Origin of the sequence: Microbacterium sp. NPDC089696 (assembly GCF_044749125.1) — a bacterium.
Taxonomy (GTDB): Bacteria; Actinomycetota; Actinomycetes; order Actinomycetales; family Microbacteriaceae; genus Microbacterium.
The window spans coordinates 157,319-182,854 of record NZ_JBIVHF010000002.1 but is presented as its reverse complement, the minus strand read 5'-3'; the positions used below and the strand labels follow the sequence as shown (position 1 = coordinate 182,854).

Genomic DNA, 25,536 nt, shown 5'->3' with positions numbered 1-25,536 from the left:
GCTAGACCCAGCCCGGCAGCCAATTGTGCACCAGCCAGAACTCGTAGGGCACGCTCATGCCGGTCCACACCGGATAGTAGAACGCCGAGACGAGCACGACGATCCCGAGGAAGACCAGCACGGTGCGCTCGCCGGCCCGGCGTCGGTGCAGCGGGTCCTCGCGTCGACCGGCGATCCGCCGCAGCACGACGGCGAGTCCGAGAACGAGGAACGGCGCCATCGCGACCGTGTAGAACTGGAAGATCGTGCGCTCCGGGAACATCAGCCACGGGAGGTACGTCGCGGCGAGTCCGATCAGCGGGAACGTGAGCGCGGGGCCCGGGATCGGTCGACGCCTGATCCACGCGCGCACCAGCTGGTACACGAGGAAGATCGCGGCGGCGATGCTCGCCCACCAGATCAGCGGGTTCGGGATCGTGGAGATCACGGCGATGCAGTGGTCCACGCCGCACGGCGCCGGGTCGGAGCCGACCCAGACCGCCGTCGGGCGCAGCAGGAACGGCCACTCCCAGGCGGGGCTCGCGTAGGGGTGCCCGCGCGTGAGCCCGACGTGGAAGTCGAGGATCTGCTTGTGGTAGTTCCACAGTGCGATCAGGGGATTCGGATCGCTCCGTCGCGCGTAGCCGCCCATCGTGACGAGCCAGCCGGTCCAGCTGACGACGTAGGTCACGAGGGCCGGGAACACGAGCAGCACGAACGACACCGGGCCCTGCCGGAACGCCGCAGCCGTCGGCCACAGCACGACGCCCGCCCGGCGCCGGGCGAGAGCGTCGGTCACGACGACGTAGAGCCCGAACGCCGCGAGCGCGTACAGCCCCGACCACTTGACGGCCGACGCGGCGCCGAGCGCGACCCCCGCCGCGACGAGCCAGGGGCGCCGCCACAGGACCCGCCCCCACATCGGGTCGGGGCCGTCGGGATCGGGGCGTTCCAGTACCGGGATGGTGCGCTCGCGGTCGTACAGGATGAACAGCGCGCCGAGCAGGAGGAAGAAGGTGAGCGGACCGTCGAGCAGCGCGGTCCGGCTCATGACGATGCTGAGACCGTCGATCGCGAGCAGGCCGGAGGCCGCGGTCGCGACGACGATCGAGCCGGTCAGACGGCGCGCGACCAGATACACCAGCAAGACGGTCGCAGTGCCGAGGAGCGCGGTCGCGAGGCGCCAGCCGACCGTGTTGTCCGGGCCGCCGAGGGCCATGCCGAGCGCGATGAGCCACTTGCCGAGCGGCGGGTGCACCACGAACGAGCCGACGTCGGAGAGCGGGAGCTTCTGCAGCGTGACGAACGCCTCGTTCGCGCCCTCGCCCCAGGTGCCCTCGTAGCCGAGGGTCCACAGCGACCACGCGTCCTTGACGTAGTACGTCTCGTCGAACGCGAGCTGATGCGGGTGACCCAGGTTCACGAGCCGCAGCACCGCGGCGACCGCCGTGACGACGAGCGGCGCGAACCAGCGCAGCATCCGCCCCCAGTCGGGGTCGAGCAGGATGCGGTCGCGCAGCGCTCCGTAGCGTGTCAGCCGCTCCGCGGGAGGGGGCAGCAGCGGCACGGGTTCGGTCACCTGCCCAGCCTAGACAACCCGCCTAAGCTGGGCGGGTGATCATCCTCGCCGCCACGCCGATCGGAAACCTGGGCGACGTGTCGCGCCGCCTCGTCGAGGTGCTCGAGAACGCCGAGATCGTGGTCGCGGAGGACACCAGGACGACCGCGCATCTGCTGCGCGCACTGGCGATCGAGAATCGCCCGCGGCTCATCGCGCTGCACGACCACAACGAGAAGCAGAAGGCCGCGGAACTCGTGGCGCTCGCCGCCGAGCAGGACGTCGTGGTGGTGAGCGACGCGGGGATGCCGGCGATCAGCGATCCCGGATACGGCGTGGTCGCCGAGGCCGTGGCGCAGGGCGTGACCGTCACCGCGATCCCCGGTCCCAGTGCCGTGCTCATGGCCCTCGCGATCTCGGGCCTGCCGACCGACCGGTTCACGTTCGAGGGGTTCCTGCCCCGCAAGCCGGGGGAGCGGCGGTCCGCGCTGGCCGCGCTGTCGGCGGAGCCGCGCACCATGGTGTTCTTCGAGTCGCCCGCCCGCCTCGCCGCGACACTCGCCGACATGGGTGCCGCGTTCGGCGGGGAGCGGCGCATCGCGGTGTGCCGTGAGCTCACCAAGCTCTACGAAGAGGTCCGCCGTGGCACCGCACCGGAGCTCGCCGAGTGGGCCGCCGCGGGGGTCAAGGGCGAGATCGTGGTCGTGGTCGAGGGCGCTCCGCGCGTCGCCGCCTCGCCCGAGAGCGCGCTGATCCAGGTGCAGGAGCTCGTCGCCTCCGGCATCCGCCTCAAGGAGGCGTGCGGTGAGGTCGCCGCCGCCACCGGCCTCTCGTCGCGCGATCTCTACCAGGCCGCGCTCGCGGCCCGACACGGATGAGCACGGAGACGAACATCGCGTCGGCGTACGGCGCGCGTGCCGTGGAGTACCTGGCGGTCGCCGGGGATCTCGCGCAGATGGACGACCGGGACATCGCGACGATCCGCGCGTGGCGCGACGGGACGACCGGTCCGCTGCTGGACGCCGGCTGCGGGCCGGGGCACTGGACGGCGTTCCTCGCGGAGGACGGCCGGGACGTCGTCGGGGTCGACCTCTCCGGGGAGTTCATCGCGTCCGCGCGGGGTCGGCATCCCGGCATCCGGTTCGAGGTGGGCTCGTTCCGCGGGCTGGGGGTCGACGACTCCTCACTGGGCGGCATCCTCGCCTGGTACTCCCTGATCCACACGCCGCCCGCGGAGATCCCACTCGTGCTGGCCGAGTTCGCGCGCGTCCTGCGCCCTGGCAGCACGCTCCTGCTCGGCTTCTTCGACGGCGAGCCGCGCGCGCCCTTCGCGCACGCCGTGACCACCGCCTACTTCTGGTCGGCGGATGCGCTCGGCGGGCTGCTGACCGACGCGGGGTTCGAGGTGGAGGGGAGCGAGCATCGGGACCGGACGCCGCAGGAGGTCAGCGCCCGCGCTCATGGGGCGATTCGCGCGCGCCGCAGATGAGTCGCCGCACGCCCGCGACGGAGCCGTGCGCGTCGGAAGGCTGAATTCCGCGCATCCGTCCTGTCGTGCCGTACATCTCCGTGCGGGGCGCTCGCGGACCTCGTCCGCGACGCGGGTTACCCTGGTGCACACCCGAGCGGGTCATGCGCACCCGAGCGAGCGACCGAGGAGGAGGCAGCGTGAGCAGGAAGGCGACGGTCTACGACGTCGCGGAGCGAGCGGCGGTGTCGATCGCCACCGTGTCGCGCGTGCTGCGGCAGCCGGATGCCGTGCGCCCGGCGACTCGTGAGCGCGTCCTCACCGCAGTGTCGGAGCTCGGCTACGTGCCGAGCGGCAGCGCTCGCGGGCTCGCCGAGCGCCGGACCGGCGTGCTAGGGCTGTACTTCCCGGGCTTCGACGCGGCCGAGGATGCGCCGGCGCTCGACGTGCTCGGCGACAGACCGGCCCCGCCGTTCACGGTGATGCACGAGTCGGGCGACGCGGTGTCGTCGCCGACCATGCTGTTCCTCGACGAGGTGCTGCGCGGCGCGGAGCTGGAGGCGTGGAAGCGCGGCTTCGTGCTCATGATCGGCGTCGGGCGCGACGACCCCTCCCGGGAGACCGTGCGCGACATCGCCGGACGCGTCGACGGTCTCATGGTGCTGGCGCAGAGCGTCCCGGACGACGTGCTCGAACGCCTCGCGCAGCGCATCCCGGTGGTCGTGCTCTCCGGGCCGCCGCGCGGCGACAGCTACGACCACGTGACGGTCAGCAACGCCGAGGCGATGACCGAGCTGACGCGGCTGATCCTGCACGGCGCCGCCCCCGAGCGGCTGGCCTATCTGGCGGGTCCGAAGGATTCCCCCGACGGCGCCCAGCGCTGGGAGGGCTTCCGGGCGGCTCTCGCCGAGGTCGGGGCGACCACGGATGCCGTGACGCTGATGCGCGGCGACTTCACGCGCGAGTCCGGACGTCGCGCCGGAGCGGAGCTCGTCGAACGCGGGGCGCCGAGCGCCCTGATCGCGGCGAACGATCAGATGGCGCTCGGCGCGATCGACGCGTTCCGGGCGGCGGGTCTGCGGGTCCCCGACGACGTGCGCGTCACGGGGTTCGACGGGATCGAGGCCGCCGCGCTGGCCCGCCCGGCGCTGACGACCGTGCGGCAGCCGATGATCGACCTCGGCCGGGCGGCCGTCCAGCTGCTCGCCCGACGTCTCGAGCAGCCGGACGCGGATCCGGTGACGGTGCGGCTCCCGCTGCAGATCCTCGTGCGGGAGAGTTCCCGCTCGGCCTGAGCCGCCCGGAGACGGTCGAACCGCCTCTCAGCCGCGGTCGTGCAGCGTGATCCGATAGCCGTCGGGATCCGCGAACGTGAAGGTGCGGCCGAACGGACCGTCGATCGGTGCGCCGACGATCGGGTGACCGTCGGCGGCGAGCGCGTCGTGGATGTCCTGCACATCGGTCGCATGCAACCAGACGGCTACTCCGATGCCGGGGTGCGGGGCGGCGTCGAGGTCGGTGCCCTCGACGATGTCACGCAGCGCGAACGCGATGGGCGCGGTGGTGAACACGACGGCGTGCGGCGGGCCGGCGGGGGAGCGGACGAGGCCGAGATAGCGCTCGTAGAACGCCTGGGAGGCTTCCAGGTCGCGGACCTGGAGGGAGATGAAGTCGGGGCCGGTGACGGGCATGGCGAGAATCCTTTCGTGTCAGTTATCTGACACGCAAAGCGTATGTCAGAATACTGACATGGGTCAAGAAGTGATCGATCTGGACACCTCGCTGGGGTACCTCCTCAAGGAGGCGTCGAGCGCCCTGCGGGTCGCGATGGAAGAGGTCCTCCGCCCGTTGGGCATGACCGTCACCCACTACTCGTGCCTCGAGCTGCTCGCCCAGCGTCCCGGACTGTCGAACTCGGAGCTCGCACGCGGCGCCTTCGTGACGCGGCAGTCGATGAACGTCCTGCTGCAGGCTCTCGAGCGCGACGGATCCGTCACGCGACCCGATGAGGCGCCGGTCGGGAAGGTCCTGCCCGCGCGCCTGACGCCGCAGGGGAGGCGCCGCCTGACGGCGGCCAGCGCCGCGGTCCGCGGGGTCGAGAGGCGGATGCTGGCCGGGCTCTCGGACGTCGAGCGAGAGGCCGCGCTGCGGAGCCTCCGCAGCATGATCGGAGCCCTTCGCGCACCGTCCGCCTGATTCGCGAGGGGTTGCGCTTCGGAAATGTATGCGCTTACAATCGCTCATGCGGCTCCGGTCGCAGGGCGTCTCCGACCAGGGGACCCCTTCATGACACAGACGACATGAGGTGGCAGCGTGGCGAAGACGCACATGCTCCGACGCTGGCGGAGAGCGGCGATCGTGGGACTGGCGGCTGCGGCCGTCGTTCTCAGCGGATGCAGCATCCAGATCAGCTCGCAGCCCGACCCTTCGATCGGCGATGACACGATGCTGATCAACGCCGACAAGGGGAATCCGTTCTTCACGCGGAACTTCAACCCCTACCTCACGAACACGCGCACGGCGTCGCGGTGGATCTACGAGCCCCTCATCCTCGTGAACCCGCTCGACAACACGCTCAACCCGTGGCTCGCGAGCGAGTGGTCGCAGCCCGACGCCGGCACCGTCGTCATGACGATCCGCGACGACGTCGAGTGGAGCGACGGCGAGGCCCTCACGCCCGACGACGTGGCTTTCACGTTCCAGCTGCTGAAGGACAACCCCTCGCTCGACATCAAGGGCGCCTGGCAGCACCTCGAGAGCGTCGAGGTCGACGGCGACGACGTCATCATGCATCTTCAGGGCGACGACGCGCCGTCGCTCTCGATCCTCGGGCTCACGATGATCGTGCCGGAGCACATCTGGGCCGATGTGAAGGACCCGGGGACGTTCCGCAACGAGGACCCGGTCGGCACCGGCCCGTTCGTGCTCGGCAACTACAACGACCAGCAGTACTCGATGGACAAGAACCCCGACTACTGGCAGGCCGACAAGATCGAGATCGAGCACATCATCCTGCCCGCCACCAACACCCAGCTCGACACGGTGACGCGCGGCTACGACTGGTCGTACTCGTTCATCTCGGACGTCGAGGGCACGTGGGGAGCGGCCAGTCCGGACAACTCCTGGTGGTTCCCGCCGGGGGGCGTGATCGCGCTCATGCCCAACCTCGAGGTCGCGCCGTTCGACGACGTGAACGTGCGCCGCGGCATCGCGCTCGCGCTCGACCGCGAGGAGATCGCCGAGACGGCGTCCGAGGGGTACATGGAGCCCGCCGGGCAGACCGGCCTCATCCTCCCCAACCAGGAGCAGTACCTCGACCCGTCGATCCCCGACGGCGGCATGATCACGCAGGACGCGGATGCCGCGCTCGCGGCGTTCGCCGAGTCCGGGTACTCGCTCGACGGCGACCGCCTGGTCGGCCCGGACGGCGAGCAGCTCGAGTTCGCTCTCACCACCGCGAACGGCTACTCCGACTGGACGCGCGCCGCGCAGTCCGTGCAGCGCCAGCTCGCCGAGGTCGGCGTCAAGGTCACGCTCAAGCTCCCGCAGCCCGCGGGCTATCAGAGCGCGATCAGCAACGGCGACTTCGAGATGGCGATCGGCGGCATGGGCGGCGGCGACGTCTACCAGGCGTACAACAACCTGCTGTCGAGCCAGTTCTACGTCCCGTCCGGCGAGGCCACCGCGAACAACTTCGAGCGGTACCGCTCCGACGAGGTCGATGCGCTGCTCGCCGAGTACCGCGAGACGGTCGACCCGGCTCGTCAGACCGAGATCGCGTACGAGCTGCAGAACATCGTGTACGACGAGCTCCCCGTGATCGGCCTGTACTACGGCGGGATCTGGGGCCTGTTCAACGACTCCAAGTTCACCGGGTGGCCCTCCGCCGAGGACCCGTACATGATCCCGCAGAACTACGACTCGCCGCCGCTGATGATCTTCACCCGGCTCGAGCGCGTGAAGGGAGACGACCAGTGAAGTACGTCCTCCAGAAGGTCGGCCTGTTCGTGCTCACGCTGTGGGCCGCGGTCACCCTGAACTTCTTCCTCCCGCGCATGATGCCGGGATCGCCCGCCGACGCGGCGATCGCGAAGCTCGCGCAGAACGGCCCGGTGTCGGATGCGACGCGCGCCGCGATCGAGGCGCAGCTCGGCGTGCCGACCGGATCGCTGTGGGACCAGTACGTGTCCTACCTCGGCCAGGTCGTGCGGCTCGACTTCGGCGTCTCCTACACGTTCTATCCGCAGAGCGTGTCGAGCATGGTCTCGACCGCGCTGCCCTACACGATCGGCCTGGTCGGCATCGTCACGATCCTCGCGTTCGTGATCGGCACGCTGATCGGCGTGACGGCGGCCTGGCGGCGCGGCACGTGGCTCGATTCGCTGCCGACGCTGACCGGTTCCTTCCTCAGCACCTTCCCCTACTTCTGGACCGCGCTGCTGCTGCTGTTCTTCCTCGGGTACGTGCTGCACTGGTTCCCGACCACGGGGGCCTACGCGGCCACCACGACCCCGGGGTTCACGGGTGACTTCCTCGCCGATCTCGCCCGACACGCGGTGCTGCCGGCGCTGACGATCCTGCTCACGTCGCTCGGCGGCTGGATCATCGGCATGCGCAACGCGATGATCAACACGCTCGGCGAGGACTACGTGACCTTCGCCGAGGCGAACGGACTGCGCGGCCGCACGATCGCCCTGCGCTACGCCGCCCGCAACGCGATCCTGCCGAACCTCACCGGCTTCGGGCTCACGCTCGGCGGCGTGGTCGGCGGATCGATCCTCGTGGAGCAGGTGTTCCAGTACCCCGGTATCGGGTACCTGCTCTTCAACGCCGTGATCGGGCAGGACTACCCGCTCATGCAGGCGCTCTTCCTGATGATCACCGTCAGCGTGCTCATCGCCAACTTCCTCGTGGACATCCTCTACGGGGTACTCGACCCGAGGACTCGCCGATGATGATCTTCCTCGCTCCCATCCATCTGCACTGCGTGCTCGACCCGAGGACTCGCCGATGAACGCTTCGGAAACGACCATCAACGTCAAGGTCCCCGACGACCGGATCGCGGCGCCCAGCCCGTGGCGCGCGTTCGGCCGCATGGTGGGCACGCTGTGGGCCAACGGCAAGGCACGCCTCGGCCTCATCATCCTCGGACTCTTCGTGCTGGTCGCGGTGTTCGCGCCGCTGCTGGCGCCCTACGGGGCCAAGGACAACTCCTTCGAGCGCAACGCCGACGCCTCGGCCGCGCACTGGCTGGGCACCACCGCCGCGGGCGAGGACGTGCTGAGCCAGCTGATCTACGGCTCGCAGGTGAGCCTGCTGGTCGGCCTCGCCGCCGGCATCCTCTCCACCGTCGTGGCGGTGCTGATCGGCCTCAGCTGGGGCTATATGCGCGGCTTCGCGGGTGAGGTCATCGGATTCATCGTGAACCTCTTCCTCGTCATCCCCGGGCTGCCGCTCATGATCGTGATCGCGGCGTACCTGCAGAACGGCGGCATCCTCATGATCATCGCGGTGATCGTGGTCACCGGATGGGCGTGGGGCGCGCGCGTGCTGCGCAGCCAGACGCAATCGCTCCGCGGCAACGACTTCGTCACCTCGGCGCAGTTCTCGGGCGACAGCCGGGCGCGCATCGTGTTCCGCGAGATCCTGCCGAACATGACGTCGATCATCGCCGGCACGCTCTTCGGCGCGGCCACCGCCGCGATCCTCGCCGAGGCGGGGCTCGAGTTCCTCGGACTCGGCGACTCCAGCATCGTCAGCTGGGGCACCATGCTCTACTGGGCGCAGAACTCCAACTCGCTGCTCACGGGGCAGTGGCTGCTGCTGTTCGCCCCCGGTCTGTGCATCGCTCTGCTGGCCCTGAGCCTCACACTCATCAACTTCGGCGTGGACGGCATCTCCAATCCGCGCCTCCGGGAAGGGAAGGGGCGATGAGCGCCATGGCACCTCAGACCACGACCACGAGCGACATCCTCCTCGACGTGCAGGGACTCTCGGTCGAGTACGCCTCGCCCGGAGCGACCCCCGTCACGGCCGTCGACGACGTCTCGTTCTCGCTGCGTCGCGGCGAGTTCGTGGGGCTCGTGGGCGAGTCCGGATCGGGCAAGTCGACGCTCGGCTTCGCGCTCACGCGGCTGCAGAAGCCGCCGGCACGGATCAGCGGCGGGCGCATCCTGTTCGGCGGGCGCGACATCCGCGAGCTGGATGCCGAGGAGCTGCGCCGCCAGCGCCAGGGCGGTTTCGCGATGGTGCTGCAGTCGGGCATGAACGCCCTCAACCCCGTGCGCACGGTGGGCAACCACTTCCGCGACATCTTCGCCGCGCACGGCCACGTGCCGCGGGAGGAACGGGAGGCCAGGGCTCGTGAGCTGATCGGCAAGGTCGGGCTCGACCCGGCAGTGCTGTCGCGGTACCCCGGCGAGCTGTCCGGCGGTATGCGTCAGCGCACGTCGATCGCCCTCGCCCTGTCGCTCGAGCCGCAGCTCATGGTGTTCGACGAGCCGACCACGGCGCTCGACGTGCTCGTGCAGCACGCCGTCATGGACACGATCAAGGAGCTGCAGCACTCCGAGCACTTCACGGCGATCCTCATCAGCCACGATCTCGGCATCGTGCTCGAGGCCACCGACCGGGTCATGGTCATGCACGAGGGGCGAATCGTCGAGGACGCGCCGAGCCTCGACATCCTGCACAGCCCGCAGGACGAGTACACGCGGATGCTGCTGAGCCACTACGCCGACCCGCGGGCCGAGTCCATCTCGATCCCCGGCTTCGTGGACCTCGGCACCCGACGTCGCGAGGGCACCTCCCGCACCGACGTGACCGAGACCGTGCCGACCGTGTCGCAGCGCGACACCCGTCGTGCGGATGCCGCGGTCGTGGTCGAGGGCGTGACCAAGCGCTATGCGCCGCCGCGCCGCGGGGAGAAGCCCGTCGTGGCGGTCGACGACGTGTCGTTCCGCCTCGAGCCGGGTGAGGCGCTCGCGCTCGTCGGTGCCTCGGGGTCCGGCAAGTCGACGCTCGCGAAGCTCATCACGGGCGTCGAGAAGCCGACCGAGGGATCCGTGCGCTTCGGCGACGTGGACGTCGCCTCTCTGGGACGCAAGGGGCTGCGCGACCTCCGCAAGGACGTGCAGATGGTGTTCCAGGACCCGTACGCCGCACTCAATCCGCTGCACACGGTCGAGTACGCGCTCAGCCGTCCGGTGCGCAACTACACCTCGCTGCGCGGAGCCGAGGCGCGGGCGCGCGTGCTGGAGCTGCTCGAGACGGTGGGACTGACCCCGGTCGAGCAGTTCGCCGCGAAGCTGCCGCATCAGCTCTCGGGTGGACAGCGGCAGCGCGTCGTGATCGCGCGTGCCCTCGCGAGCGATCCGCAGGTGCTGATCGCCGACGAGCCGGTGTCGATGCTCGACGTGTCGCTGCGCGCCGGGGTGCTCGCCCTGCTCGAAGACCTCCGGGAGCGGTGGGGCATCAGCATGCTCTACATCACGCACGACCTGCTGAGCGCGCGCCTGGTGACCGAGAACATCCTCGTGCTCAACAGCGGCCGCGTGGTCGAGCGCGGCGAGACCTCTGAGGTTCTGCAGCATCCCGAGGACCCCTACACGGTCCAGCTGCTGGATGCCGTGCCCAACCCGGCACGAATCTCGCGCTGAACAGGAACACCCGCACGATCGAAAGGAGCACTCGTGCTCACCTTCCCTGACGGCTTCCTCTGGGGCGCGGCGACCGCCGCGCACCAGGTGGAGGGGAACAACACGACCAGCAACTGGTGGACCATGGAGCACGCTCCGGGGTCGCCCATGGTGGAGCCGTCCGGCGACGCCGCCGATCACTTGCACCGGTACCCGGAGGACATGGGCCTGCTCGCCGCCGCCGGCCTGAACTCGTACCGCTTCTCGGTCGAGTGGGCGCGTATCGAGCCCGAGCGCGGGTTCATCTCGCGCGCCATGCTCGACCACTACCGCCGCATGATCGACACGGCCCTCGGCCTCGGTCTCGACCCGACCGTGACGCTCATGCACTTCACGGTGCCGCAGTGGTTCCAGAAGGACGGGTTCTGGCGTGCGTCCGACGCGGTCGACCTGTTCGCCCGCTACGTCGAGACCGTGCTGCCGATCCTCGACGACGTGACGTACGTGTGCACGATCAACGAGCCGAACATCGCCGCGATGCTCGCCGGGGGAGAGGATGCCGCGAATCTCGTGGCCTACGGCCTCCCGAACCCCGACCTCGCCGTCGCCGACACGCTGCTCGACGCGCACCACCGCGCCTCGGAGATCCTGCACTCGACGTCCCGCATCCAGGCGGGGTGGACCATCGCGACGCAGGCGTTCCATTCCACGGGCGAGCCCGGTGCCGACGAGATGCTCGCGCAGTACGGCGACCCGCGCGACCACTGGTATCTCGAGCAGTCCGCCGGCGACGACTTCGTCGGCGTGCAGGCGTACACCCGCACGTTCATCGGACCGGAGGGTCCGCGTCCGGTGTCGCCCGACGTCGAGACCACTCTCACGGGCTGGGAGTTCTTCCCCGAGGCGCTCGAGATGGGCGTGCGCAGTGCCTGGGAGCGCAGCGGCGGCGTACCGGTCTTCGTCACCGAGAACGGGATCGCCACGGCCGACGACACCCGGCGCATCGCCTACACGCAGGGCGCGCTCGAGGGTCTGCACCGCGCGATCTCCGACGGCATCACGGTGCACGGGTACCAGCACTGGAGCGCTCTCGACAACTACGAGTGGGCGAGCGGATACCGGCCGACCTTCGGCCTGATCGGCTTCGACCGCGAGACGTTCGCGCGCTCGCCGAAGCCGTCGCTCGCCTGGCTCGGCGAGGTCGCGCGGCGCAACGGCCTCTGACCCGCCTTCGTCCGGGGGCCGCACGGCCCTCGGACGCGCTCCCGGGGTTACGCTCGGTCCATGACCCACGTCCTGACCGCGCGGCGCGGTGCTCGCCTCCGCTCCGCTGCGGCCGGGGTGAGCGCCGCGGTCCTCGCGGTCGGCGCGGGGGAGCTCGTCGCTGCGGTCGTCGAACCGGCGGCGAGCCCGGTTGCGGTGATCGGCAGCGGCCTGATCGACCTCGCGCCCGCCTGGGCGAAGGACACCGCGATCGCCCTGTTCGGCACCGGCGACAAGGCCGCCCTGATCACCGGCATCGCGATCGTGCTCGCGGCCGTCGCGGCGCTCGCCGGCATCCTCGAGGCGCGTCGCGCGGGCATCGGCTCCGTCGTCCTCGGCGTACTCGGAGCTCTCGCCCTCGTGGTCGCGATGACGCGTCCCGGCGCCGGTCCTTTCGCCTGGCTCCCCGGCCTGATCGCGGGTGTCGTGGGCGTGGTCGCCCTGCGTCTGCTCATGCGCACGGTGCAGCCGATCCCGTACGTGCGCCCCGAGTCCGAGGAGCGCCGGCGCTTCCTGCTCTGGACCGCGGGCGTCGCCGTCACGGGTGTCGCCGCGCTCGTCATCGGCAACGTGGCGCGCGGCGCGACGAGGTCGATCGAGGCCGTGCGCGCCGCACTGAGACTCCCCGTCGCGGCCCGCCCGGCGGCTCCGGTCGCGGCGGGTGCCGACCTCGGCATCCCCGGTCTCGCCCCCGTCGTCACCCCGAACGCCGAGTTCTACCGGATCGACACGGCGCTGATCGTGCCGCGCATCGATCCGGCGGACTGGCGGTTGCGGATCCACGGGATGGTCGAGCGCGAGGTCGAGATCGGCTGGGACGAACTGCTCGCCCTACCGATGCAGGAGGCGCACGTCACTCTGGCGTGCGTGTCGAACGAGGTGGGCGGGTCGCTGATCGGCAACGCCCGCTGGCTCGGTCACCCGGTGCGCGATCTCCTCGCCCGGGCGGGCGTCGACCCGGATGCCGACATGGTGCTGTCGACCTCGTCGGACGGCTTCACCGCCTCCACGCCGATCGAGGCTCTCACCGACGAGCGCGACGCATTGCTCGCGGTCGGGATGAACGGCGATCCGCTGCCGATCGAGCACGGCTTCCCGGTGCGGATGGTCGTCCCCGGGCTCTACGGCTATGTCTCGGCGACGAAGTGGGTCGTCGACCTCGAGGTCACGCGCTTCGACCGGGTGACGGCGTACTGGACGACGCGCGGCTGGTCGGACCACGGGCCGATCAAGCTCCAGTCGCGGATCGACGTGCCGCGTCGCGGTCAGCGGGTCGAACCGGGAGACTCCGTCATCGCCGGCATGGCCTGGCAGCAGCATGTCGGCGTGGACGGCGTCGAGGTGCGTGTCGACGGAGGGTCGTGGCAGCGCGCGGAACTCGCCTCGCCGATCTCGGCGGACACCTGGGTGCAGTGGAGCCTGCCGTGGACCGCCGAGAGCGGGACGCACAGCATCGAGTGCCGCGCCGTGAGCGCCGACGGCGAGACGCAGACCTCCGAGCCCGCCGCGCCCGCGCCGGACGGCGCACAGGGCTGGCACCGCATCGACATCACCGTGGGCTGAGCGCGTAACCCCCGGTCATACGACGCCTAGAATTGCTCCATGCCCGCAGGCGAATCCTTCTACATCACGACGCCCATCTACTACCCGTCCGACGTGCCTCACATCGGCCACGGGTACACCTCGGTGGCGGTCGACGCGCTCGCGCGCTGGCACCGCCAGGGCGGCGACGACACCTGGATGCTGACGGGCACCGACGAGCACGGGCAGAAGATGCTCCGTGCGGCGGCGGCGAACGGCGTGACCCCGCAGGAGTGGGTCGACAAGCTCGTGACCGAGGCGTGGTTCCCGCTGCTGAAGACGCTCGACGTCGCGAACGACGACTTCATCCGCACCACGCAGGAGCGGCACGAGGAGCGCGTCAAGAAGTTCGTGCAGGCGATCTACGACCGCGGGTACATCTACGCGGGCGAGTACGAGGCGCTGTACTGCGTGGGCTGTGAGGAGTTCAAACCCGAGTCCGAGATCCTCGACGGCACCGGACCTTTCGAGGGCCTCAAGGTGTGCGCGATCCACTCCAAGCCGCTCGAGCTGCTGCAGGAGAAGAACTACTTCTTCAAGCTCAGCGAGTTCCAGGACCGGCTGCTCGAGCTGTACAAGACGCAGCCCGACTTCATCCGTCCCGAGTCCGCGCGCAACGAGGTCGTCTCGTTCGTGCGGCAGGGGCTCAAGGACCTGTCGATCTCGCGCTCGGCGTTCGACTGGGGCATCGAGGTGCCCTGGGACAGCTCGCACGTCATCTACGTGTGGGTCGACGCGCTGCTCAACTACGCCACGGCCGTCGGCTACGGTGACGACCCCGAGACCTTCGATCGCCGCTGGCCGGCGTATCACGTGGTCGGCAAGGACATCCTGCGGTTCCACGCGGTGATCTGGCCCGCGATGCTGATGGCGGCGGGCGTCGACGTGCCCAAGGGCGTGTTCGCGCACGGCTGGCTGCTCGTGGGCGGCGAGAAGATGTCGAAGTCGAAGCTCACCGGCATCGCGCCGACCGAGATCACCGACGTCTTCGGCTCCGACGCGTACCGGTTCTACTTCCTGTCGGCGATCGCGTTCGGTCAGGACGGCTCGTTCTCGTGGGAGGACCTCGCGGCCCGCTACCAGGCCGAGCTCGCGAACGGCTTCGGCAACCTCGCGTCCCGGACGACCGCGATGATCGAGAAGTACTTCGAGGGCGTCGTGCCGCCTCCCGTCGAGTACCTGGAGCAGGACCTCGTGATCCAGCGCCTCGTCGCCCGGGCGACGACGGATGCGGATGCCGCGGTCGAGCAGTTCCGCATCGACGAGGCCATCTCGGCGATCTGGACGATCGTCGACGCGCTCAACGGCTACATCACCGCCAACGAGCCGTGGGCGCTGGCCAAGCAGGCCGCAGCCGGAGACGAGTCTCAGCGCGAACGTCTCGGCACGGTGCTGTACACGTGCGCCGAGGGACTGCGCGCCCTCGCGGTGCTGCTGTCGCCGGTCATGCCGGTGTCGACCGAGAGGCTGTGGATCGCGCTGGGAGCGGCCGAGACCCTCGGGCGTCTGCAGGACCAGCCGATCCGCGAGGCCGGCTCGTGGGGCGCGCTGCGTCCGGGCACGAGCGTGAACGGTCTCGCCCCGCTGTTCCCGCGCGTGGAGCAGAGCTGACGGATCCCGTGCCGGACACCTACGTGCAGCGCCGGGACGGCGACGGGCGCAAGGACCTGCGGTATCCCGCGGCTCCCGAGCCCCTCGCCGTCCCGGTCTACGACAACCACGCCCACCTCGAGATCGTCGACGGGGACGAGCCGCTGTCGCTCGGCGAGCAGCTCGACCGGGCTGAGGCCGTGGGCATCGCGGGAGTCGTGCAGGCCTCGGGAGACATCGAGTCGTCGCGGTGGGCGGTGGAGGCCGCGTCGTCGGACCGCCGGGTGCTCGCCGCCGTCGCGATCCACCCGAACGACGCTCCGGCGTACGCGGAGGAGGGCCGGCTCGACGAGGCGCTCGCGGTGATCGACGAGCTCGCCGCGCATCCGCGCACCCGGGCGATCGGCGAGACCGGGCTCGACTTCTTCCGCACCGAGCCGGAGCGGCGCGATCCGCAGTTCGCGTCGTTCGAGGCGCACATCGCGCTCGCGAAGAAGCACGGCATCGCGATGCAGATCCACGATCGCGACGCGCACGACGCGGTGCTCGAGACCCTCACCCGCGTCGGCGCGCCGGACACGACGGTGTTCCACTGCTTCTCGGGCGACGCCGCCATGGCTCGCATCTGCGCGGATGCCGGTTACCACCTGTCGTTCGCCGGGAACGTGACGTTCAAGAACGCGCAGAACCTGCGTGACGCCCTGGCCGTGACCCCGCTCGACCGCATCCTCGTCGAGACCGACGCGCCGTTCCTCACGCCGACGCCGCTGCGGGGCCGCCCGAACGCGCCCTACCTCGTGCCGATCACGGTGCGCTTCATGGCCGCCGAACTGGGCATGGACCTCGACGAGCTCTGCGCACAGCTCGCCGCCAACACGCTCAGGGTCTACGGCTCGTTCGACGACTGAGGATCGATCTGCTCGACGGGCTTCGCGCTGACGATGTGCGAGATCGGGCGCCAGACGAGCAGCAGCGTCAGAGCGGAGCCGGCGAAGGCGAACCACCACGGGGCGGTGAGGCCCCAGATCTGGGCGATCACACCGCCCAGGGCCTGGCCGATCACGAGTCCGGCGAACACGCCCACCATGTTCACGGACGAGACACGACCCTGCAGCTCGGCGGGGACGAGCCGCTGTCGCACGGTCGTGGAGATCGTCGCCCACACGAACGCGTAGGCGCCGAACACCACCATGATCACGAGCGCCACCCAGCCGGTCGTCGTGAGGGCGAAGGCCAGGTGCATGAGCACCTCGAGCGAGAGCACCACGCGCATGAGCGTCGCGAACGACACGTGCCGTTCGAGCCAGCCGAAGGTCAGGGTCGCGAGGATGCCGCCGGCGGCGGATGCGGTGGTGAGCGCTCCGTAGCCGACCGCGCCCATGTTCAGGTGCTCGGTGGCGTACAGCACCAGAACGCCCCAGGGCGCGGCCCAGGTCACGTTGAACACGAGGATGATGATGACCAGCATCCGCACCGGCGGGTTGCGCCACAGCCAGCGCAGCCCCTCGGCGATGTCGGTGTGCACCGCGGACTTCGCCACGGGAGTGCCGTCGACGCTCGCTGTCGGGCGGGGCGGGACGGGAGTGCGCGCCATGCGCGAGATCAGCACGATCGCGAGCGTCACGCACACGACCTCGATCAGGAACGGCCACGCCGTGCCGGCCGCGAACAGGAAGGCGCCGAGCGGCGGCCCCGCGAACTGGTTGGCGACCAGGTACCCGGCCTGCAGGCGGGCGTTGCCGATGCCGAGGTCGGCGGGCTTCACGAGCATGGGGAGCAGCGTGCTGCCCGCCGTGTCGACGAACACCTCGGCCGTGCCGTAGAGGAACGCGACCGCGAGCACGATGACGATGTTCGCGGTGCCGGTCACGAGGAACACGCACAGCGCTGCGAGCACGACGGCGCGGGCGGCGTTCGCGACCATGACCAGTCGGCGTCGGTCGAAGCGGTCGGCGATCGCGCCCGCGTGCAGACCGAAGATCAGCCACGGGAGGAACTGCAGGATCGCGCCCGACGCCACGAGGATCGGCGACGAGGTCATCGATGCGATGAGCAGCGGCGCGGCCGCGAGGGCGACCCCGTCGCCGACGTTGCTCGTCCACGACGACGCGAGCAGCCAGCGGAAGTCCCTGCCCATGCGGCGGGGTGCGACGAGTTCACCGAGGGAGGGCATCACAGCAGAGTAGTGGGGGTGAGGGACAATGGACACATGACCGTCACGCTGCTCGGCGCCACCGAGATCCGTCGCCTCGCTGCCGAGCTCGATGTCGTCCCCACCAAGAAGCTCGGCCAGAACTTCGTGGTCGACGCGAACACCGTCCGCAAGATCGTGCAGGCGGCCGCCGTCCGGCCGGGGGAGCGCGTGGTCGAGGTGGGGCCGGGCCTCGGCTCGCTGACCCTCGCGATCCTCGAGGCCGGGGCCTCCGTGACCGCGGTCGAGATCGACCACCGGCTCGCCGCACGTCTGCCGCAGACGGCCGTCGAGCACGGGGTCGACGCCGACATGCTCACGGTGGTGGATGCCGACGCGCTCCGGGTGACCGAGCTGCCGGGCGCGCCCGCCGTGCTCGTCGCGAATCTGCCGTACAACGTCTCGGTGCCCGTGCTGCTGCACTTCCTCGAGACGTTCCCGTACCTGCAGCGCGGCGTCGTGATGGTGCAGGCGGAGGTCGCCGAGCGCCTCGCCGCGAAGCCCGGCTCGAAGATCTACGGATCCCCCAGCGTCAAGGCCGCCTGGTACGGCGAGTGGAAGCTCGCCGGCACGGTGTCGCGTCAGGTGTTCTGGCCGGTGCCGAACGTCGACAGCCTGCTCGTGGGCTTCGACCGCACCGAGGGCGAGCGCGGCTCGGAGGACGAGCGGCGGCGCACCTTCGCGATCGTGGACGCGGCGTTCAACCAGCGCCGCAAGATGCTCCGACAGGCGCTCTCGGGACTGCTGGGCGGCTCCGCCGCGGCATCCGAGGTCCTGATCGCGGCCGGCGTCGCCCCCACCGCGCGCGGCGAGGACCTCACGGTCGACGACTATCAGCGTGTTGCGCAGGAGGTCGCCCGGGTCGGCGACTCCGTCGTCACGGACTAATCTGGCACCGTGACCGACTCTCCGCGCTTCCGCCCCGACGTCCCCGAACTCCACCGCCCGTACGCCGCCGACGAGGGCCGCTACCAGCAGTTCGCCTACCGCCAGGTCGGCTCTTCCGGCCTCTACCTGCCGCCCATCTCACTGGGTCTGTGGTGGAACTTCGGCGACAACATCCCGCTCGACGACCAGCGCGCGCTGCTGCGCCACGCGTTCGACCGCGGCATCACGCACTTCGACCTCGCCAACAACTACGGCCCGCCCTACGGCTCGGCCGAGAAGAACTTCGGTCGCATCTTCGCCGAGGACTTCCGCCCCTACCGCGACGAGCTCATCATCTCGTCGAAGGCGGGCTGGGACATGTGGCCGGGGCCGTACGGCGACTACGCGAGCCGCAAGTACATCCTCGCCAGTGCAGAGCAGTCGCTGACCCGCATGGGGCTCGACTACGTGGACATCTTCTACTCGCACCGCGTCGACCCGGTGACGCCGATCGCCGAGACGATCGGCGCGCTCGACACCCTGGTGCGCCAGGGCAAGGCGCTCTACGTCGGCATCTCCTCGTACAGCGCGGAGCGCACCGCCGAGGCCGTGGCGGTCGCGAAGGACCTCGGCACGCCGCTCGTGATCCACCAGCCGGCGTACTCGATCCTCAACCGCTGGGTCGAGGACGGGCTGACCGAGACGCTCGAGCAGTCGGGTGTCGGTGCGATCGCGTTCACGCCGCTCGCGCAGGGGCTCCTCACCGACAAGTACCTCGGAGACGGCACCGCTGATCGTGCGCAGAAGCGCGGTTCGCTGCCCGACGCGCCGCTGAGCGACGAGGCCGTGCAGATCCTCCGTTCGCTGAACGAGGTGGCGCAGGGTCGCGGGCAGACGCTCGCGCAGCTGGCGCTGCAGTGGACGCTGCGCAACCCTGTCGTCGCCTCGGCGCTGATCGGCGCCTCGCGTCCCGCACAGCTCGACGAGAACATCGCCGCGCTCGACGGCCCCGCGTTCACCGACGAGGAGCTCGCCCGCATCGACGAGCTGTCCGGCTCGATCGACGTGGACCTCTGGGCGAACTCGACGGAGCTGTGACCGACGCATGACCTTCTCCGCCTCCGCCGAATCCGTGCACGTCCGCGCCCCGGGCAAGATCAACGTGTACCTCGGCGTGGGCGGCCGTCACGAAGACGGCTATCACGCCCTCGCGACGGTCTTCCAGGCGGTGTCGCTCTACGAGGACGTCATCGCGCGCCATGCGGACGACTTCTCGATCACGGTGTCGGGCGTCGACGATCCGGACTCTGTGCCCGTGGACGACCGCAACCTCGCGATGCGGGCGGCCAAGCTGCTCGCCGCCGCGGCCGACTACGGCGGCGGAGTCGCGCTCGAGGTGCGCAAGAGCGTGCCGGTCGCCGGCGGCATGGGTGGGGGATCGGCCGACGCCGCCGCCGCGCTCGTCGCGTGCGATGCGCTGTGGGGGACCGGCTTCTCGACCGCGCGCCTGCACGAGCTGGCCGCGCGGCTCGGCGCGGACGTGCCCTTCGCGCTGCACGGCGGCACCGCCGTAGGCACGGGACGCGGCGACCAGCTCAACCCGGCGCTCGCCCGCGGGCGATTCGACTGGGTGCTCGTGCCGAGCGATCGGGGACTGTCGACTCCGATGGTCTACGAGCGCCTCGACGCGCTGCGCGACGACGAGGGTGCTCTCGCCGACGATCCGCCGCTGTCGCTCGACGTGCCGATCCCGGTGCTCCAGGCGCTGCGCTCCGGAGACCCGGTTCTGCTCTCCGAGAGCATCTACAACGACCTGCAGGAGGCGGCGCTGCACGAGCGGCCCGAGCTCGAGATGACGATCCTGCGGGGCATCCACGCGGGAGCGCTGCAGGGCGTCGTGTCGGGATCCGGCCCGACCGTGGCGCTGCTGTGCGCCGATCCCGGTGCCGCGCGGGCCGTGCAGGAGACGCTGCGCGGCCAGGGGGTCGAGTCGCTCCATGTGCACGGCCCCGTGCCCGGGGCGCGCATCCTCTCCTGAGCCGCTCACGGTCCCGAGAGCGTCACCGAGGTGCGTTCCGGGTGCCCTGGGGACATAATGGGGATGACGATGTGACCGTGCACATGCGAGGAGGCGTGAGATGTCCACAGCCTCCGAGCGCGCCCGCATGCCGAGCATCCGCGACGTCGCCCGCCTCGCCGGCGTCTCGCACCAGACCGTCTCCCGCGTGCTCAACGACCATCCGAGCATCCGACCGGAGACCAAGGCCAAGGTCCTCGACGCGATCGCGGTGCTCGACTACCGTCCCAACCTCGCGGCGCGCGCGCTGGTCACCAGTCGGTCGAACATGCTCGGGGTGCTCTCGGCGACGATCGGGGAGTTCGGCCCGACCTCGTCGATCGCCAGCATCGAGGAGGCGGCCCGCGAGGAGGGCTACTCCGTCTCGACCCTGAATCTGTCGGCGACGTCGCCCGAGGCGATCGGCAACGCCGTGCGGCAACTGGCGCGGGAGCAGGTCGACGGGATCGTCGTGCTGGCTCCCCAGGTGCGGGTGTTCCACGTGATCCGGGGGATGGCGGTCGACTTCCCGTTCGTGACCCTGCAGACCGCGTCCGGGTCCGACGGGGTGAGCCTCTCGGCCGATCAGGTCGCAGGAGCACGGGCGGCGACGGAGCACCTGATCCGCCTCGGGCACACCGACATCCTGCACCTGGCCGGCCCGCAGGACTGGATCGAGGCGGAGTCGCGGATGCGAGGATACCTCGACGCCCTGCGCGAGGCCGACCTGCCCACGTTCCCGCCGATCCGGGGGGACTGGACCGCGGACTTCGGCTATTTCGCGGGGCAGGAGCTGTCGCGTCGTCGCGACTTCACGGCCGTGTTCGCCGCGAACGATCTGATGGCGATCGGGATGCTGCACGGGTTCCGCGACGCGGGCATCCGCGTGCCCGACGACGTGAGCGTGGTCGGGTTCGACGACATCCCGGTCGCAGCGCACGTCGCGCCGACGTTGACGACCGTGCATCAGGACTTCCCCGAGCTCGGGCGCCGCGCCGTGCGCATCCTGCTCGCGCAGATCCGCGGGGAGCAGCCGCCGGTGTTCGGGCCGGTGCAGGCGTCGCTCCTGGATCGGGAGTCCGCGGGCCCTCACGTCGCCCGCGTCGCGCACGTGTCACGGTAACGACACGAAATCGCGAGTCGGACTTGACATCTCTCCGTGACGGGGAGTTACATGTACCAATGTGAACGGTCACATCGACGGTGGCCGCACGTAGCGAGGAAGATCCGTGAGCACCACAGCAACGTTGCCGGTCGTGTCAGGCCCCATCCTGGAGATGCGCAGCATCACCAAGGAGTTCCCGGGGGTCAAGGCACTGTCTGACGTCTCCATCACCGTCCGCGCTGGAGAGATCCACGCGATCTGCGGCGAGAACGGCGCCGGGAAGTCGACCCTCATGAAGGTCCTCTCCGGCGTGTACCCCTACGGCTCCTACGACGGCGACATCCTGCTGTACGGCGAGGAGCAGCGTTACAAGGACATCGCCGCGAGCGAGCAGGCAGGGATCGCGATCATCCACCAGGAGCTCGCCCTCATCCCCGAGCTCTCGGTCACGGAGAACATCTTCCTCGGCAACGAGATCCGCAGCTTCGGCCGCATCGACTGGCAGGCGCAGAAGCAGCGCGCGATCGAGCTCCTCGCCCGCGTCGGCCTCAAGGAGGACCCGGACGTCGCGATCAAGACCCTCGGCGTCGGCAAGCAGCAGCTGATCGAGATCGCGAAGGCCCTCAACAAGGACGTCAAGCTCCTGATCCTCGACGAGCCGACGGCCGCGCTGAACGAGAACGACTCGCAGCACCTGCTCGACCTGATCCTGGGGCTCAAGGCCAAGGGCATCGCGTCGATCATGATCAGCCACAAGCTCAACGAGATCGAGCAGATCGCCGATGAGATCACGATCATCCGTGACGGCCGCACGGTCGAGACCCTCGACATCTCGCGCGGCGAGATCAACGAGGACCGCATCATCCGCGGCATGGTCGGCCGCTCGCTCGAGAGCCGCTACCCCGACCGCACGCCCGAGATCGGCGAGGTCTTCTTCGAGGTCAAGGACTGGTGGGTGCAGCACCCCTCCGTCGCCGAACGCATGGTCGTCAAGGGATCGAGCATCAACGTGCGTCGCGGCGAGGTCGTGGGCATCGCCGGCCTCATGGGCGCGGGTCGCACCGAGTTCATGATGAGCCTGTTCGGCCGCTCCTACGGCAACTTCCAGTCCGGCACGATCGTCAAGGACGGCCGGGAGGTCGTGATCCCCGACGTCGCCACCGCGATCAAGCAGGGGCTCGCCTACGTGAGCGAGGACCGCAAGGTGCTCGGGCTCAACCTGCTCGACACCATCAAGCGCTCGGTCGTCTCCGCCAAGCTCGGCAAGATCACGCACCGCGGAGTCGTCGACGAGCGCGAGGAGTTCTCGGTCGCCGAGCGCTACCGCAAGGCGTTGCGCATCAAGACCCCGTCCGTGGAGGAGGGCGTCGGCAAGCTGTCCGGCGGCAACCAGCAGAAGGTCGTCCTGGCGAAGTGGATGTTCACCGACCCCGACCTGCTCATCCTCGACGAGCCCACCCGAGGCATCGACGTCGGCGCCAAGTACGAGATCTACGCGATCATCAACGAGCTGGCCTCGCAGGGCAAGGGCGTCATCGTGATCTCGAGCGAACTGCCTGAGCTGCTGGGTATCTCCGACCGCATCTACACCGTCTTCGAAGGTCGGGTCACCGACTGCATCCCCGCCGATCAGGCCACACCCGAGGCCCTCATGCGCAGCATGACCTCCGCGACCCAGAAAGCATCCGCATGACCACCGACCTCACGACTACGAAGCGCGGCTTCCACTTCGGCGACATCCGCAAGATGTTCGGGAGCAACGGCACCTCGACGCTGCGCCAGTTCGGCATCCTCGGAAGCCTCATCGTCATCATCGTGCTGTTCGAGATCTTCACGCTCCTGCGCAACGGTCCGAACGGCGCCACGCTAACGCCGGGCAACGTGATCAACGTCATCAACCAGTACTCGTTCATCCTGATCCTCGCGATCGGCATGGTGATGGTCATCATCATGGGTCACATCGACCTGTCGGTCGGCTCGGTCGCCGCGTTCACCGGCATCATCGTCGCGAAGTCGATGGCCGAGTGGAACCTCCCCTGGCCGCTCGCGATCGTGCTCGGTCTCGGCGTGGGGGCTCTGGTCGGCGCCTGGCAGGGATTCTGGGTGGCCTACGTCGGAGTGCCGGCGTTCATCGTGACCCTGGCCGGCATGCTGTTCTTCCGCGGCGCGCAGCAGTGGATCGGTGACGCGCAGACGATCCCCGTGCCCAAGGGCTTCCAGTACATCGGCACCGGCTACCTCCCCGAGGTCGGCCTGCCGCTGCCGTTCAACGTCCCGACGATGATCCTCGCGCTGCTCGCCGTCGTGTGGCTGATCTTCTGGGAGATCCGCACCCGCCGCGTGCAGCACAAGATGGGCTCGGAGAGCGCCCCCGTCTGGGTGAGCACCGTCAAGGTCGTGCTCCTCTCCGTGGTCGTGCTCGCCGCAGGATGGATGTTCGCGACCGGCCGTCCCGGCACGAGCTTCCCCGTCCCGGGCCTCATCCTCCTCGCTCTCGTCATCATCTACTCGTTCGTCACCCGCAACACCGTGTTCGGCCGTCACATCTACGCGGTCGGCGGCAACCGCCAGGCGGCGCGTCTGTCGGGCGTCAAGGACCGCTGGGTCGACTTCTTCGTCATGATGAACATGTCCGTCATGGCCGCCCTCGCCGGCATGATCTTCGTCGCCCGTTCCCAGGCCTCCGGACCGAACGACGGCACCGGCTGGGAGCTCGACGCGATCGCCTCGGTGTTCATCGGCGGCGCGGCCGTCGCCGGCGGCATCGGCACCGTGATCGGATCGATCATCGGTGGTCTCGTCATGGCCTTCCTCAACAACGGCCTCGCTCTGCTCGGCCAGGGCGCCGACGTCGTGTCGATGATCAAGGGCCTCGTGCTCCTCATCGCCGTCGGCATCGACGTCTGGAACAAGCAGCAGGGCCGCCCCTCGATCATCGGCTTCATGACGCGCCGCTGGGGTCGCAAGGACGACCCCGAGGCGTCGCCGGTCTTCGAGCCGAACAAGACTTACCAGGCCCCACCCGTCGAGAAGACGCGGGGCGAGTAAGCGTATCCTCACGCAGAGCTCGCGCAGGATCCGTCACCACACACAGAAAGAGATCACATGAAGAAGATCATCGTCACCGCGACAGCGCTCGTCGCGACGGCTGCCTTCGCGCTCACCGGCTGCTCGGCCGAGCGTGGCGGCGACAGCGGATCGGGATCGGGCGAAGAGGCCTCGAAGGGCTTCGCCGCCGACGCCACGATCGGTGTCGCCCTTCCGGACAAGACCTCGGAGAACTGGGTCCTCGCGGGCCAGCTGTTCACCGACGGTCTCGAGAAGGCCGGCTTCAAGGCCGACGTGCAGTACGCACCGGCCACCAACACGGTCGCCGAGCAGCAGAACCAGATCCAGGCCATGGTCACCAACGGCGCCAAGGTCATCATCATCGGCGCGAAGGACGGCAAGCAGCTGGCCACGCAGGTGCAGGCGGCCAAGGACGCCGGCGCCTACGTGATCGCGTACGACCGTCTCATCGAGAACACCGACGCGCTCGACTACTACGTCGCGTTCGACAACTTCAAGGTCGGCAACCTGCAGGGCCAGGCCCTGCTCGACGGCCTCGCCGAGCGCGCGGGCCACGAGGCCCCGTACAACATCGAGCTGTTCTCGGGCTCGCCCGACGACGCCAACTCGAAGGTCTTCTTCGACGGCGCCATGGAGGTCCTGCAGCCGAAGATCGACGACGGCACGCTGAAGGTCGTCTCGGGTCAGACCGAGCTCGCCCAGACCGCGACCGAGGGCTGGCTCGCGGAGAACGCCCAGAACCGCATGGACACGCTGCTCACCGGCTCGTACAGCGGCGACACCGTGCTCGACGGCGTCCTGTCCCCGAACGACACCCTCGCCCGCGCCATCATCACCTCGGTGCAGCAGGCCGGTCGTCCCGTCCCGGTCGTCACGGGTCAGGACTCCGAGGTCGAGTCCGTGAAGTCGATCATGGAGGGCATCCAGTACTCCACGATCAACAAGGACACCACGCTCCTCGTCGCACAGGCCATCAAGATGGTCGGCGAGCTGCAGAAGGGCGACGAGGTCGACGTCAACGACACCGAGTCCTACGACAACGGCTCCAAGGTCGTGCCGTCGTACCTGCTCGACCCGGTGATCGTCACCAAGGAGAACGCGGCTGACGCGTACGCGAACGTCCCGAGCCTGCTCGAGATCGTGAAGTCGTACCAGTAAGCACCGCAGTGCAC

General features: G+C 69.5%; 22 protein-coding genes. 19 read left to right on the top strand and 3 right to left on the bottom strand.

The features are described 5' to 3' along the window. Nucleotide 1: 1 nt before the first annotated feature. A complete protein-coding gene (locus ACIPY8_RS11190) occupies nt 2-1,558 on the bottom strand; it encodes a dolichyl-phosphate-mannose--protein mannosyltransferase (RefSeq protein WP_400818045.1) in 1,557 nt (518 codons plus the stop codon). 35 nt (nt 1,559-1,593) lie between these two features. Here ACIPY8_RS11190 and rsmI point away from each other — a divergent pair, with 35 nt between their 5' ends. The 3 genes from rsmI (at nt 1,594) to ACIPY8_RS11175 (ending at nt 4,300) form a co-directional block, all read left to right on the top strand. Next, a complete protein-coding gene (rsmI, locus tag ACIPY8_RS11185) occupies nt 1,594-2,415 on the top strand; it encodes a 16S rRNA (cytidine(1402)-2'-O)-methyltransferase (RefSeq protein WP_400818043.1) in 822 nt (273 codons plus the stop codon). Then, nucleotides 2,412-3,026: a class I SAM-dependent methyltransferase gene (locus tag ACIPY8_RS11180; RefSeq protein ID WP_400818041.1), complete on the top strand. Its 615-nt coding sequence runs from the start codon at nt 2,412-2,414 to the stop codon at nt 3,024-3,026. Before rsmI ends, ACIPY8_RS11180 begins: the two co-directional genes overlap by 4 nt. Nucleotides 3,027-3,205: 179 nt before the next feature. After that, nucleotides 3,206-4,300: a LacI family DNA-binding transcriptional regulator gene (locus ACIPY8_RS11175; protein WP_400818039.1), complete on the top strand. Its 1,095-nt coding sequence runs from the start codon at nt 3,206-3,208 to the stop codon at nt 4,298-4,300. Nucleotides 4,301-4,327: 27 nt separating this feature from the next. Here ACIPY8_RS11175 and ACIPY8_RS11170 read toward each other — a convergent pair whose 3' ends face one another. Continuing rightward, the gene (locus ACIPY8_RS11170; RefSeq protein ID WP_400818037.1) at nt 4,328-4,696 is read right to left on the bottom strand and encodes a VOC family protein; all 369 of its coding nucleotides are present in this window, start codon (nt 4,694-4,696) and stop codon (nt 4,328-4,330) included. Between the two features lie 58 nt (nt 4,697-4,754). Here ACIPY8_RS11170 and ACIPY8_RS11165 point away from each other — a divergent pair, with 58 nt between their 5' ends. From ACIPY8_RS11165 to ACIPY8_RS11125, 9 genes are all read left to right on the top strand, one after another. Continuing rightward, nucleotides 4,755-5,201 carry a MarR family winged helix-turn-helix transcriptional regulator gene (locus tag ACIPY8_RS11165; protein WP_400818035.1) on the top strand — a complete coding sequence of 149 codons (447 nt, stop codon included), beginning with the start codon at nt 4,755-4,757 and terminating at the stop codon, nt 5,199-5,201. 117 nt (nt 5,202-5,318) lie between these two features. After that, nucleotides 5,319-6,983 carry an ABC transporter substrate-binding protein gene (locus tag ACIPY8_RS11160; RefSeq protein WP_400818034.1) on the top strand — a complete coding sequence of 555 codons (1,665 nt, stop codon included), beginning with the start codon at nt 5,319-5,321 and terminating at the stop codon, nt 6,981-6,983. After that, nucleotides 6,980-7,960 carry an ABC transporter permease gene (locus tag ACIPY8_RS11155; RefSeq protein WP_400818032.1) on the top strand — a complete coding sequence of 327 codons (981 nt, stop codon included), beginning with the start codon at nt 6,980-6,982 and terminating at the stop codon, nt 7,958-7,960. The genes ACIPY8_RS11160 and ACIPY8_RS11155 overlap by 4 nt, the downstream gene beginning before the upstream one ends. 55 nt (nt 7,961-8,015) lie before the next feature. Continuing rightward, nucleotides 8,016-8,939, top strand: a complete 924-nt coding sequence (locus ACIPY8_RS11150; RefSeq protein WP_400818030.1) for an ABC transporter permease — start codon at nt 8,016-8,018, stop codon at nt 8,937-8,939. Continuing rightward, nucleotides 8,936-10,663 (top strand): ABC transporter ATP-binding protein, encoded by a 1,728-nt coding sequence (locus ACIPY8_RS11145; RefSeq protein WP_400818028.1) that lies wholly within the window; start codon nt 8,936-8,938, stop codon nt 10,661-10,663. Before ACIPY8_RS11150 ends, ACIPY8_RS11145 begins: the two co-directional genes overlap by 4 nt. A 33-nt stretch (nt 10,664-10,696) precedes the next feature. Further along, a complete protein-coding gene (locus tag ACIPY8_RS11140) occupies nt 10,697-11,866 on the top strand; it encodes a glycoside hydrolase family 1 protein (RefSeq protein ID WP_400818026.1) in 1,170 nt (389 codons plus the stop codon). Between the two features lie 60 nt (nt 11,867-11,926). Beyond that, nucleotides 11,927-13,468 carry a molybdopterin-dependent oxidoreductase gene (locus ACIPY8_RS11135; RefSeq protein WP_400818024.1) on the top strand — a complete coding sequence of 514 codons (1,542 nt, stop codon included), beginning with the start codon at nt 11,927-11,929 and terminating at the stop codon, nt 13,466-13,468. 39 nt (nt 13,469-13,507) lie between these two features. After that, nucleotides 13,508-15,097: a methionine--tRNA ligase gene (metG, locus tag ACIPY8_RS11130; RefSeq protein ID WP_400818022.1), complete on the top strand. Its 1,590-nt coding sequence runs from the start codon at nt 13,508-13,510 to the stop codon at nt 15,095-15,097. Then, a complete protein-coding gene (locus tag ACIPY8_RS11125) occupies nt 15,094-15,984 on the top strand; it encodes a TatD family hydrolase (protein ID WP_400820325.1) in 891 nt (296 codons plus the stop codon). Before metG ends, ACIPY8_RS11125 begins: the two co-directional genes overlap by 4 nt. On the opposite strand, the gene ACIPY8_RS11120 is transcribed toward ACIPY8_RS11125, so the two are convergent. Then, nucleotides 15,963-17,249, bottom strand: coding sequence for an MFS transporter (locus ACIPY8_RS11120; protein ID WP_400818020.1), 1,287 nt, complete (start codon nt 17,247-17,249; stop codon nt 15,963-15,965). The genes ACIPY8_RS11125 and ACIPY8_RS11120 overlap by 22 nt on opposite strands. A 36-nt stretch (nt 17,250-17,285) precedes the next feature. On the opposite strand from ACIPY8_RS11120, the gene rsmA reads away from it, so the two are divergent. The 7 genes from rsmA (at nt 17,286) to ACIPY8_RS11085 (ending at nt 25,522) form a co-directional block, all read left to right on the top strand. Further along, nucleotides 17,286-18,155 carry a 16S rRNA (adenine(1518)-N(6)/adenine(1519)-N(6))-dimethyltransferase RsmA gene (rsmA, locus tag ACIPY8_RS11115; protein ID WP_400818018.1) on the top strand — a complete coding sequence of 290 codons (870 nt, stop codon included), beginning with the start codon at nt 17,286-17,288 and terminating at the stop codon, nt 18,153-18,155. 9 nt (nt 18,156-18,164) lie between these two features. Beyond that, the gene (mgrA, locus tag ACIPY8_RS11110) at nt 18,165-19,232 is read left to right on the top strand and encodes an L-glyceraldehyde 3-phosphate reductase (RefSeq protein WP_400818016.1); all 1,068 of its coding nucleotides are present in this window, start codon (nt 18,165-18,167) and stop codon (nt 19,230-19,232) included. A gap of 7 nt (nt 19,233-19,239) precedes the next feature. Then, entirely contained in the window at nt 19,240-20,172 is a 933-nt protein-coding gene (locus ACIPY8_RS11105) for a 4-(cytidine 5'-diphospho)-2-C-methyl-D-erythritol kinase (RefSeq protein WP_400818014.1), read from the top strand. Nucleotides 20,173-20,272: 100 nt separating this feature from the next. Beyond that, entirely contained in the window at nt 20,273-21,313 is a 1,041-nt protein-coding gene (locus ACIPY8_RS11100; protein WP_400818012.1) for a LacI family DNA-binding transcriptional regulator, read from the top strand. A 154-nt stretch (nt 21,314-21,467) separates the two neighbouring features. Continuing rightward, nucleotides 21,468-22,988 (top strand): multiple monosaccharide ABC transporter ATP-binding protein, encoded by a 1,521-nt coding sequence (gene mmsA / locus ACIPY8_RS11095; RefSeq protein WP_400820323.1) that lies wholly within the window; start codon nt 21,468-21,470, stop codon nt 22,986-22,988. Further along, the gene (mmsB, locus tag ACIPY8_RS11090; RefSeq protein WP_400818010.1) at nt 22,985-24,343 is read left to right on the top strand and encodes a multiple monosaccharide ABC transporter permease; all 1,359 of its coding nucleotides are present in this window, start codon (nt 22,985-22,987) and stop codon (nt 24,341-24,343) included. Before mmsA ends, mmsB begins: the two co-directional genes overlap by 4 nt. Nucleotides 24,344-24,400: 57 nt before the next feature. Then, nucleotides 24,401-25,522 (top strand): substrate-binding domain-containing protein, encoded by a 1,122-nt coding sequence (locus ACIPY8_RS11085; protein ID WP_400818008.1) that lies wholly within the window; start codon nt 24,401-24,403, stop codon nt 25,520-25,522. Nucleotides 25,523-25,536 lie beyond the last annotated feature (14 nt).